Source organism: Enterococcus sp. 4G2_DIV0659 (assembly GCF_002140715.2).
GTDB lineage: Bacteria > Bacillota > Bacilli > Lactobacillales > Enterococcaceae > Enterococcus_L > Enterococcus_L mansonii.
Map to the genome: position 1 here is coordinate 1,991,017 of NZ_NGLE02000001.1, position 11,794 is coordinate 2,002,810.

Sequence of the window (11,794 nt, forward strand, 5' to 3'; positions counted from 1 at the left end):
ACAATAAAATGAAGAAAAAGTGTTTTAGAGCAATCGGTATCGCAGCTTTGTTATCCTGTAGCGCCTTGTTATTAGCAACTAATGCTTTTGCTGAGGAAAGTCAGAACAATGATCCACAGTCATCAAAGGTCGGTGTTGAACCAACAGCTGTCGTGAACTATTGGCAAACGAATTTCCCAAATGCGCAATTAGGCAATTGGCAAGATTTAGTAGGTGGAACCAACAAAACGATAAAAAATAATGGATTGGAAATTTCACGAAAAACGACCGCTGGAAATAACGCTGTTTCAATTAATTTAGATTCACCAGAAAAAGCAGATGGAGAAGTGGAAACGTCATTTAAATTTAGTAGTGGAGAAGGTCGAACAGGTGTTATTGTCAGAGGTGCAACGAAAGATAGCTGGGTTTTCATAGGATATAATGTCAATGGAAAATGGGTTGTTGAAAGTCCAACTTCATGGAATGATACGATTGCAGGTCCGACATTAGTTGCAGATACAACATATATGTTAAAAGTTCGTTATGTTGGAACGAAGATTACGATTTGGCTAAATGGCACCCAGTTCTATGACGCAGAACCTGTTTTGGCGAATGGGACTAAAATTCCAACTACTAAAGGGCGTATCGGTTTTAGAACATGGTATGACCAAAAGATAGTAAACTATCAGTATTTTAAAAATGGAGATAGCGGAACGCTACCAGAGTTAGTCCCGGCAATTACGGAATTGGCTCCAGTCAAGATATTTACCAAAGTAGGCACAGCTCCAGTGTTGCCAGCAACGGTCAAAGCCACATACAATACCGGTGCTCAAAAAGAAGAAGCTGTTTCTTGGGACGCAATTTCACCGGACTTGTACCAAAAAGTTGGAACATTTGATGTGCTAGGAACGGTAGTAGGAACAAATCTAAAAGCAAAAGCGACAGTTACTGTCATTGATGATGGAAGTGTTGAAGTGGGAGATAAAATTTCTTCAACAGATATTACGGCTGTTTTAGACCCGACATTCCCAAGAGTGATCCGTTATGAAAATCCAGTAGACAACAAAATCATTTTTAAAGGGCAGCGAGAAAAAATCAGCCAAGTCCTAATAGATGGTAAACCCTATGAAGCAACCGCTGTTAAAGAATCCCTCACTAAAAATACGATCATTTATCAAGTGAGTGTTCCTGCAATTGGTTTGAGCTTCAAGGTTCATTTTGTAGCTTCAGATGGTCAAGAAGTTGGGATGAAAATAACAGATATTAAAGAAGGTGCAACAAAAATCCACACCCTTTCCATTGCGAACCAAGGCTTGGTTTCTGTGAATAGCACAGACGCAGGTGCGTCATTTTCAGGTGCTGTGATGTACACGGCTACCAATGCGAATAACAATAACAAAACAGGTGACACGTTTCAGAATTTAGTAACCTCAAGTGCAGTTGAAACAAAAACATATATGTATGGTTTTTTGAATACAGATGCGTATGCTGCTAGTCTTTGGACCAATGCGTATGGTGATGGTGCTGTTGATAACAGCGATGATAAACGCGTATACAAACAAACAAAAGAAACAACGATTGGCTATGTAACGTCATTATGGAGTGGGGCTTGGACCTATCGTCCATTTGGTGCACCCGACACTTACTCAACAGGTGAAATACCAGAAGTAAAAATGAAATTTGCTAAAGATTTAAATGGTGATGGGAAAGTAGACTGGCAAGATGCCGCCATCAATTATCGAGCAATCATGAACAATCCGCTCGGTGCTGAAAAAGTTCCAGAGTTGGTGAATCAACGAATTCCTTTCAATTTTGCCAGCCAAGCGACGAATCCATTTTTAGTTACTTTAGATGAAACAAAACGGGTATATAATTTAACAGATGGACTAGGACAAATGAACCTGTTGAAAGGATATCAAAACGAAGGACACGATTCAGCACATCCGGATTATGGTGCAGTTGGTAAACGCCAAGGCGGAGCAAGTGAATTAAATAAATTAATTGACGATGGTCATAAGTTAAACGCAATTTTTGGTGTACACATCAACGATACAGAATCTTATCCAGAAGCAAAATCCTTTAGTGAAAACTTAATTGATCCGACAAAAAGGGGATGGGATTGGCTTGATCCTTCGTATTTCATTAAACAACGACCAGATACATTAAGTGGCAATCGTTTCAATCGTTTCAAAGAGTTGAAGACGAACGTGCCAAACTTAGATTACATTTATGTGGATGTTTGGGGCAATCAGGGGGAAGCTGGTTGGTTAAGCCGACAACTAAGCAAAGAAATCAACGGATTAGGTTGGATTACAGCAAACGAATTCCCGAACGCATTGGAATATGATTCGATTTGGAATCATTGGTCGGCTGAAAAAGCATACGGTGGAACATCGACAAAAGGCTTTAATAGTCAACTTGTTCGTTTTATTCGCAATCACCAAAAAGATACTTGGGTTATTTCTGATAATCCATTATTAGGCGGGGCTGAATTTGAAGCTTACGAAGGCTGGGTAAAAAAGACAAACTTCAATACGTATCAGGAGAAAACATTTGCAATCAATGTTCCTACGAAATTCTTACAACATTACCAAATTACCAATTGGGAAACAACGACGGATGCAAGTGGTCAAACTTACGGTACAATCAAATTAGCAACAGGAAATGATAAAGTTGTAGTAACGAAAAAAGATGGGAACGATCCAAGACGCATTACACTTAATAATGTGGATGTGCTGAGAGGGAATACCTATTTATTACCTTGGACAGTCAATGGGGAATTCAAGTTATATCATTGGAACGAAACAGGCGGTGCGACAACGTGGACCATCCCAGAAAAATGGCAAGGAAAAAACAATTTACATTTATATGAACTGACAGATCAAGGTAGAAAAGATAAAGGGGTTATTGCTTTATCTGGAAATCAAGTAACGATTCAAGCAAATGCCAAAACACCCTATATTATCGCTGAAGCAACAACGACAGAACCAGTGAAGTTCGGTATAGGAACGCCTGTCAAAGATCCAGGTTTCAATGAGCAAGATACCTTAGCTAAAAATTGGCAAGGAACGCTTGGCGGAGCGTCGGTAGTCAGAGATCCAAATGGCGATTACGTGCTGAATGCCGGAAAAGATGTGATGAGCATCAAACAAGATGTGACGTTATCAAAAGCAGGAAAGTATAGTGTATATGTAAATACAGAAACCCGTAACCGAAAAGCAGGAATAACAATAGAGGTCGATGGGAAAAAATATACGAGCGAGTATAGCAATTCAGTTGTTCAAAACTATATTCAAGCAGACATTAATCATACGAGTAGCCAAAATCCTCAATATATGCAAAATGCTAGAGTAGATTTTGTCATTCCTGAAAATGTACAAAAAGTAACGCTGTCTTTATCAGTAGAAGCAGGAAATAATCTAACTAAATTTGACGATATTCGGATTGTAGAGCGACAAACAGACGTAACTAATGGAACCGTGATAAAGCAGGACTTTGAAGATACTCAAGCGATCGGTTTATACCCGTTTGTTAAAGGTCCAGCAGGTGGTGTGGAAGATCCTAGAATTCATTTATCTGAGCGAAATGAACCATATACACAATATGGCTGGAACGGCAACAAAGTATCCGATGTTTTAACAGGCAATTGGTCGTTAAAAGCCCATAAACAAGGTGCAGGACTAATGCTTCAAACAACACCGCAAAATCTAAAATTTGAACCAGGGAAAAAATATACAGTCAGCTTTGATTACCAAACAGATGGACAAGGAATCTTTTCAGCAGGCTACCTAACAGGAGAGTTTAAAGTAATACAAGATTTCAACAAATTAGGGGAGATTCTTCCGACATCTGCAGATGGAAAAACCAAAAAATACGAAGTAGACGTTGTTGGCGATGCTTCAGGAAACACGACATTTGGTATTTACACAGCTGGTGGTGATTATGATTTAATTATCGATAACTTTACTGTTACACTTAAAGCAGGAATTTAGTCTAATCATGTGAAGGAGTGAAAGAGTTTAGTAAGGAGGGAAGACCTTCGTGCTAAACTCTTTTTTACTGTTCTTAAACAGCTCAGAACTAAATGCATAGACTTTCTGTAAATGAAGTGTTCCAAAATAAAAAATAATCTATTCCTATGTATTGCAGTTAAACTTTCATTAAACTATAATCGAATAAGCAGCTTATAAAAATAAGCAAAACAGTTAGAGAGGATCCTCAATAATGAAAATTGGTATTCCAAAAGAAATCAAAAATGGTGAAAATCGAGTAGCATTACCAGCGGCAGGAGTTTTAGACCTTATTAAACACGGCCATACTGTCTTTGTTGAAACAAATGCAGGCTTAGGTGCTTCGATTCACGATGAAGAATACGCAGCAGTAGGAGCAACGATTGTCAAAACAGCCAAAGAAGCATGGGCGCAAGAACTTGTTTTAAAAGTAAAAGAACCATTAGAAGAAGAGTATCAATACTTAAGAGAAGATTTGATTTTGTTCACGTATCTCCATTTAGCAGCGAATAAACCACTAGCACAAGAGTTAATCAAACAAAAAACAAAAACGATTGCTTACGAAAGCGTTCAACTTGCTAATGGAGAATTACCGCTATTAGCACCGATGAGTGAAATTGCTGGACGTTTAGCAGCACAAATCGGCGCTCAATTTTTAGAAAAAGTACCCGCTGGAAAAGGTATTTTACTGGGTGGAGTGCCCGGCGTGAAAAAAGGAAAAGTAACGATTATCGGCGGCGGGATTTCTGGTTGTAATGCAGCTAAAATCGCTTTAGGACTGGGTGCTGATGTAACTATATTAGATGTGAATATCAAAAAATTACAAGAAATTGATCTTCAATTTAATGGAGCGATCAAAACCTTAGTTTCCAATCATTACAATATTCAAGAAGCTGTGAAAGAAGCTGACCTGGTGATAGGTGCAGTCTTGATTCCAGGACACAAAGCTCCTGTCTTAGTCACAGAAGAAATGGTTAGCTCCATGTCAGAACATTCGGTAATCATTGATATCGCTATCGATCAAGGCGGTATTTTTGAGACGATTGATAAAGTGACCACACATCAACAGCCGACATATATTAAACATGGTGTCATTCATTATGCTGTGGCGAATATGCCTGGAGCTGTTCCGCAAACAGCGACATTTGCACTTGCCAATGCGACGTTGCACTATGTAGTAGAGTTGGCAAATAAAGGTTTTTCACAAGCGATCGAGCAAAATCCAGCATTGCTTGCAGGTGTTAATACACTGAATGGTGCGATGACTAACCAAGCAGTTGCTGTAGACTTGGACTTGCCTTATTCTTCTGTCCAATCTGTTTTATAGAAGAAGTGTTATATTAGAAAGTAATTACCTATAAAAAATAGATTAAAGGAAAGCCGTAACCAAGCTCATCCCCTAATCTATTTTTATTTTTGCTTCAATTAATGAGTCATAGACAATGTCCAAACCAATTTAGTAGAGTAACTATCAATGGTTTTAGTTGTTGTTCCAGGAATAAATAGCTGAAGACTTGGTTCATTGGTTGTTGGCTCATTGAAGTAAAAACGCCAAGTTCCAGCACCTTCCCCAGCCCTAGCTGTCACGATGTTTATAGGAAGACCCTGTCCATTTTTGTCAAAGGTCAATTCAAATTGATGATTCGTAATACTTGGGGTATTTTCTTTGTTGGTATCTGTATAAATGTTTGAGATAGAGAAAATAGCTCCATTGAGTAAGTGATTGCCTATCGTTTTGAATTGTTCCTCTTGTTTGACATCCAATGTCCAATTTCCAGCCTCTTTTCTGCTGTCTGTGATTTGAACATAATGTACTGAGTTTACTTGTTTCTCAGCAGTAATCATCGTGTTGTCATTTGAAGGCGTTTGTGTGCCAAAATCTATGTCGGAAACATGATCAATGGAGACTGCTCCTGGTTCGTCATTTTTGACATAAACATAAGTTACGGTTTGTTCCTCAGCTTCAAAAAATCCAGTAGTGTTTACAGGTAATTCTTTTAATGTGTAGCCTGTAATTTCTTTTGGTGTTGTGCTGTAAGGCTCTCCTATTTTTTTGCTTAAAAGATCAGCTTCTGCTAGTGGATGGCTTTGTTCATCAACGTAATTAACTGTGACTTTACCAACCATTTCTTCAAGGTTTTGATATAATTTAAGTCCTTTATTTGTCACTAAAAAATACTGAATAGGCCCGCTGAATGTGTCATACTTGTTGCCTTCAACGAAAGCTGTTAACGCTTGAGTAATGTAGTTTTTGCTATCTGTATCTAAAGATATAGCAAGTTCATTTACTCTAGTGTGTTTGATTTCGAGTACGTCACCAACGTCTAAGCCAATCGCTTGCTTATTGACCATTGCAGTGAAATCACTTGCCTTTGTACTGTTTTTTACTTCGATTTGCGTCGGTACTTTGTCTTTGTTTCGATAAGTGACTTTCATGGTAACTAGAGGTATCGTTGAAGGATTCGAACCATTCATTGTATAAGGATCGGCTCCTTGAGCCACTAATTTTTTTTGATCTTTATCATAAGTCAACAAGGTGCCATATCCGCCATGTCTGGGAAGTACAATTGTATCTTCAAAATAGTAAGTCAGTGGAACGCTGTAGTCGCCCACATTTCCGAATAAACTATTGGCGGCTTTGATAGACACGGATTGATTTAGATAGTTGGACAATGTTTGACCTTGTTTAATGACAGTTTGAGGTGCTGTTGGACCAAAGGAAAAAGTAATGTCGCCACTGATAGGGTTGTCATAGCTTTCGATAAAGTCTTCTACTGTCAATGTTTTACCAATTGGATGTGTCGTAGGTTTCCATTGGACAGAAGGTGTTGTATCCAATTCCTTCCAACCATCTGCTGTGATAATATAGTAGTAAGTGTCTTTTGTCGTGCTGACTTTTTTGCCATCAATATAACGTGTCACGCGTTTAGTAGATTCACGGTGATAGATTTCGATAATATCATTTTCTTCTAACTTAAATTTATTTAGTTTTTTAGCAAATGCAGAACCAACGTCGCGCCCGTATCCTTCGGCATAAAATTTTTGTTCCTTCATTTTTGCACTATAAATGGTTACTTTGGGGTAAATGTTAGTTGGAATATTTTGTAAAATCTGTTTGCTATTACCTAGTGCAACAAGTTCATGTGTACGTTTATCATAATCTAAAGCTGCATATGCACCATTTTGACCGGACATCACATAGGTATTGGTTGGAAAGATTTGTGCGTTAACACTGTATCTATTTTTAATCAATCGATCATTTTCAAAATAGGCCCGTCCTTCTTGGATGTTAAAATTGGTTGGATCTGTAAAATCGCTGCCGATATAACGAACAGGAGAGGCAATTGGTTCTGAACGAAGGTTTGAGAAAAACTTTTCCAATGAAAAATCATTCATTTCTTCAAATGGAATTGTTATGAAAGGGATAGATGGATCTAAGTCTGCATATGGAGTGGTATATGTTTTATCTAAAATTCGATAGATACCCTCTTTTTCTTCTTGTTCAGTTGCTAGAATATCTTTCCAAATTTCCTTTTCTAGTTGTGGTAAATGAAGGGCATCCAGGCTTTTTTTTGTTTCAGCGCTTACTGTAAACCGCCAAAAATCAAAATAAGGTGTCAGATCTCTATTTGCTATTTTTGAGGCCATAATAATAAAAAATTGTTTTTTTTCATCGTTGTTAGTTGGTAACTCAGCGGTCGGTGTCGCTCGATAAAGTTTGTTAAGTTCAGGGAAAAAGTCATAGCCGAATGTTCTAGATAAGGTAACGTACATGCCTAACGCAGCAAAGTGATAATTGCCAGGATTCGCCTTTATTTCTTCAGCCATGTTCCATGAAGGATCATTTTTCATTGCATTAAAATAGCGGGCAACGGGGTGTCTATACGCATTGTTTTTATTGTTTGGACTCATAATAGCGTCATACGGGCTATTGTTTCCTTCAAGGTGTGATTGAACATAATCTGCGTAAATATTGACGGTTACTTCCCCCATATTCTCCCAAGTGTAAAAGGGATTCTGGTAAGAGTGACCTATTTCATGGAATAATCCCCAGTTGGTCATGCTATCACCAGATTTGAAGACTTCTCGATCGCCTGTTGTTGCGCTGTGCATCCCTAAGTAATAATCTGTACAATAGAATTTTCCAGCCCCGTTTGTAGGGTTGGCAACATGAACACGTTGTTTTGCTTTTTTTGCGATGCCGATACCATTAAAGTCTAGTCCAGCAGCACTATTTTCCAGAATGACTGAGCGAGAAACATAAGACATGAAACGATCCACTTGATTTCCTTCTTGAAAAATATCTTTTGCACGATCCATTCTAATTGTTGCAATACCATCTGTATTTACGAACTCCATAAAAGGGACTGTACTAAACGTTTCTAAAGATGCTTTAAATTCTTCAACAGATGTTTCTCCTTGAACAAAGTAGGGCACATTTTTGTTTTTTGATAGGCTAACATGTACTGTTTGCGTAGTTGAGTAATTTACAAAATAAACCATGCCGCCTGTTAAGGTATTACTAAATCTGTTTTCTCCTTGTTTGAGAAGTAATTTACCAGAAGCGAAGTCGTGTTTTCCATCTGTAATGCCAATGACACCAGAATAATTTCCCCATTGTCCAACACGTAACTCTAATTTTTCGGGAACTTCATCTACGGTCACAACAATTTCTTCGTCTTTCTGTAAAAAAATACCTGTGGGCTCATAAGAGGAATGAGCATTTCCGCGTTGTTCTTTCAATTGATCTATTTTTGGGTCACCTCTAGGAATAAGTTCCATTTGATTTAAATAATCAGAATCCGCATAGCATGTTTGAGTAAGAACAATTGAAGCCAACAGCAAGAGTAATAAAATAGGTAAAAAGAACTTGAATTTCCCAATTTTCACTTGTTAATTCTCCTTTTCCTAAAAAAATTCAGTGAGTGATGTTTAGTAAGTAGTAAAAGTTAATTATAACAACGATTGTTTGATTTTTTTTTCAAATCGTACTATAAATTCTTTTTGTTATGAAATTTGAAACAAATTAATGCATTGTCTGCAAGAAAGCTTTATACTAAATAAACAATGAACTTTTTTGGAGGAAAAGAATGAATAATAACGACATATTGATTCGCTTGCGTTATGCATTAGATATTAAAGATACAGATATGCTTAAAATTTTTAAATTAGGTGATTTAGAGGTCACAAGAGAAGAATTACGAGTGTTATTAACAAAACAAAATGAGGAAGAGGAGCTGCCACGGGATGCCGTTTGTGATAATCATACATTAGAAGCCTTCTTAAATGGCTTGATCACTTTTAAAAGAGGCAAACCACCTGTAAAAAATGGTGTAGCACCTAAGCCAACATTCTTGATTACCAGCCAGAGTAATGTCAATAATGTATTGCTTAAAAAAGTAAAAATTGCCTTAACTCTTACCAGCGATGACATGCTGGATGTGTTGAGACTTGCGGGCGTTTACGCTTCAGATAGTGAACTAAGTGCCATTTTAAGAAAAGAAGGACATAGAAACTATAAAGAATGTGGTGACCGCTACGCAAGAAATTTCCTAAAAGGGTTGGCAATCAAGTATCGAGATTAATATGAAGAATATTGTTGGGCAAAACTAGCTGTGAAGTGCAAGTTTTGCCTTTTTTCTAAGCAAGCTAATGAAAGAAAGAAATCCCCTTTAGAAAAAGTATGGAGGTTAAGCATGAAAAAAATAGAGCGAATCCTTGCGATAATCGTATTGCTTTTAGATAATGAAGTTGTATCCACAGCGCAATTAGCTAGACGATTCAATGTAAGTAAACGAACAATTTTTAGAGATATAGAAACCATTGAAATGGCTGGCTTTCCAATTACATCCCATTCAGGCCGCAAGGGTGGCTTTTCTTTGCTCTCCTCCTTTAAGTTACGAACATATACTTACAGCGAAGAGGAAAAGGAAACGATTTTAAGTGCGCTAGATATCAAAGAAGGCTTATTTGGGATAGTTGATGGACAAGAAATTATTAAAGAGAAGATTATGCAATTGCAAAAAGCAATAAATCATAAAAACGAATCAAACACGCCTTTTTCATTTGAGTCTCCCACAATGCACCGAGCTGAAATCGAAGTGGAGACAAAAAAGAAGATTAATCAAATTAATGTGGCTTTAAAACAAAATAAAAAAGTAGTCATCGATTATGTGGATAATCGCGGGAAATACACGAAAAGACTGATTCATCCGTATGAATTAATGCTGATGAATGGTAGTTGGTATATCTATTCTTACTGCGAAAATCGTGATGCCTTTAGATATTTTAAAATAACTAGAATACGGCGACTAGCTATTCAGTCTATCCAGTTTGTCTCTCAAGAGTATACAAATGAGTTTGTAAAAACACATGAAGAAGACAAAATTCAACTGCGTTTTAAAAAAGAAGAGTTGGGTAAGCTGTATGATTACTACACAGAAGATGAAATAAAAGTGAAGGAAACTTATGTAGAGGTGACTGTCTATATGAATCAGCACACCACGATTTTACCATTGTTACTAATGTTCGGCAGTAGTGTAAACGTAATTGCCCCAGAAAAATTAAAAGAGCTGCATAAACAAGAGATTGCTAAATTGAGTGAAACATACCCAAAATGATAATACTTATTTTATAAATTTGCCTTGGAGTCCACTTCATCGTTTATAATGAATACAATGAATAGAAATGAGGGAAAAAGAGATGAAAAAACGTTATATCTGATGAGACATGGTGAAACACTCTTCAATCAACAGAAAAAAATTCAAGGCTGGTGCGATTCGCCACTTACAGAAAAAGGCATCAGACAAGCGCAAATTGCAGGAAACTACTTCAAAGATCATAGTATTGTTTTTGATAGCGCATACACTTCGACGTCTGAGCGAGCAAGCGATACATTGGAGCAAGTAACGGATATGCCTTATAAAAGACTAAAAGGCTTGAAAGAATGGAATTTTGGCCGTTTTGAATCAGAGAGTGAGTCATTGAACCCGCCGTTGCCCTATGGTGATTTTTTTGTTGGCTATGGCGGAGAAGAAGAAGGGCAATTTAGACAACGAGTATCTGAAACTGTGATGGAGATTATGAAGGAAGCGGGAGAAATTGTTTTAGCTGTTTCTCATGGTGCATCCTGTCGACAATTTATGCGAAATTGGGCGCATACTAGTGAAGTGGATCAAAAAGACCGATTAGGAAATTGTTGTATTTTGAAATTTGAATTTGAGCATGATACATTTAAATTATTAGAAATCATCAATCACGATTATTCAAGTTTAGAATAAGTCAGCAAGGAGGAAACCCAGTTGAACAGTAAAGAAGCAGCTGAAATGTTTGGCTTAACGACTGACACAGTTCGTTACTATGAACGAGTAGGTGTTATTCCGCCAATCAAACGGGATAAAAACGGCTACCGTGTCTATACAACAAGAGACCTGAATTGGATTTATTTAGCAAAAAGTTTACGGCATGCAGGAGTCTCGATCGAGTCTTTGATCGAATTCGCTACACTTTCTCAACTTGGCGGAGATGTTGAGCAGGCGCAAAAACAAATCTTGCAAGACCAACTACAAGAAATTACTGGAAAATTAGAAGAAATGACTAAAACGCGCGATTTACTCCAGTACAAAATCGATACCTATGACGAGCATATTGCCAAGTTTAAATCAGGAGAAGTTACATCAGAAAACGTTGAAGAGCTTTGGAAAGTAAATCATAAAAAATAAGAATAAACAGCTTGCTATGAAGCTGACTCCATAGTTTATAGTGAGGTTGTTAATTGTCACTCATAAAACTAAAAGAGATGGAGG

The 11,794-nt window shown here is 37.4% G+C and carries 7 protein-coding genes; 6 read left to right on the plus strand and 1 reads right to left on the minus strand.

The features are described from left to right. Positions 1 to 8 precede the first annotated feature (8 nt). Both A5880_RS09170 and ald read left to right on the plus strand, forming a co-directional pair. The gene (locus tag A5880_RS09170; RefSeq protein ID WP_086330668.1) at positions 9 to 3,971 is read left to right on the plus strand and encodes an endo-alpha-N-acetylgalactosaminidase family protein; all 3,963 of its coding nucleotides are present in this window, start codon (positions 9 to 11) and stop codon (positions 3,969 to 3,971) included. Positions 3,972 to 4,203: 232 nt separating this feature from the next. Next, positions 4,204 to 5,316: an alanine dehydrogenase gene (gene ald, locus A5880_RS09175; protein WP_086330669.1), complete on the plus strand. Its 1,113-nt coding sequence runs from the start codon at positions 4,204 to 4,206 to the stop codon at positions 5,314 to 5,316. Positions 5,317 to 5,414: 98 nt separating this feature from the next. On the opposite strand, the gene A5880_RS09180 is transcribed toward ald, so the two are convergent. After that, entirely contained in the window at positions 5,415 to 8,879 is a 3,465-nt protein-coding gene (locus tag A5880_RS09180; protein WP_086330670.1) for a M60 family metallopeptidase, read from the minus strand. 200 nt (positions 8,880 to 9,079) lie between these two features. Between A5880_RS09180 and A5880_RS09185 the strand changes: the two genes are divergently transcribed. From A5880_RS09185 to A5880_RS09200, 4 genes are all read left to right on the plus strand, one after another. Then, positions 9,080 to 9,574, plus strand: coding sequence for a YehS family protein (locus A5880_RS09185; protein ID WP_086330671.1), 495 nt, complete (start codon positions 9,080 to 9,082; stop codon positions 9,572 to 9,574). Between the two features lie 111 nt (positions 9,575 to 9,685). Then, entirely contained in the window at positions 9,686 to 10,609 is a 924-nt protein-coding gene (locus A5880_RS09190; RefSeq protein ID WP_086330672.1) for a helix-turn-helix transcriptional regulator, read from the plus strand. Between the two features lie 57 nt (positions 10,610 to 10,666). Beyond that, positions 10,667 to 11,269, plus strand: coding sequence for a histidine phosphatase family protein (locus A5880_RS09195; protein WP_336577053.1), 603 nt, complete (start codon positions 10,667 to 10,669; stop codon positions 11,267 to 11,269). Between the two features lie 21 nt (positions 11,270 to 11,290). Continuing rightward, positions 11,291 to 11,710, plus strand: a complete 420-nt coding sequence (locus A5880_RS09200) for a MerR family transcriptional regulator (RefSeq protein WP_086330674.1) — start codon at positions 11,291 to 11,293, stop codon at positions 11,708 to 11,710. Positions 11,711 to 11,794 lie beyond the last annotated feature (84 nt).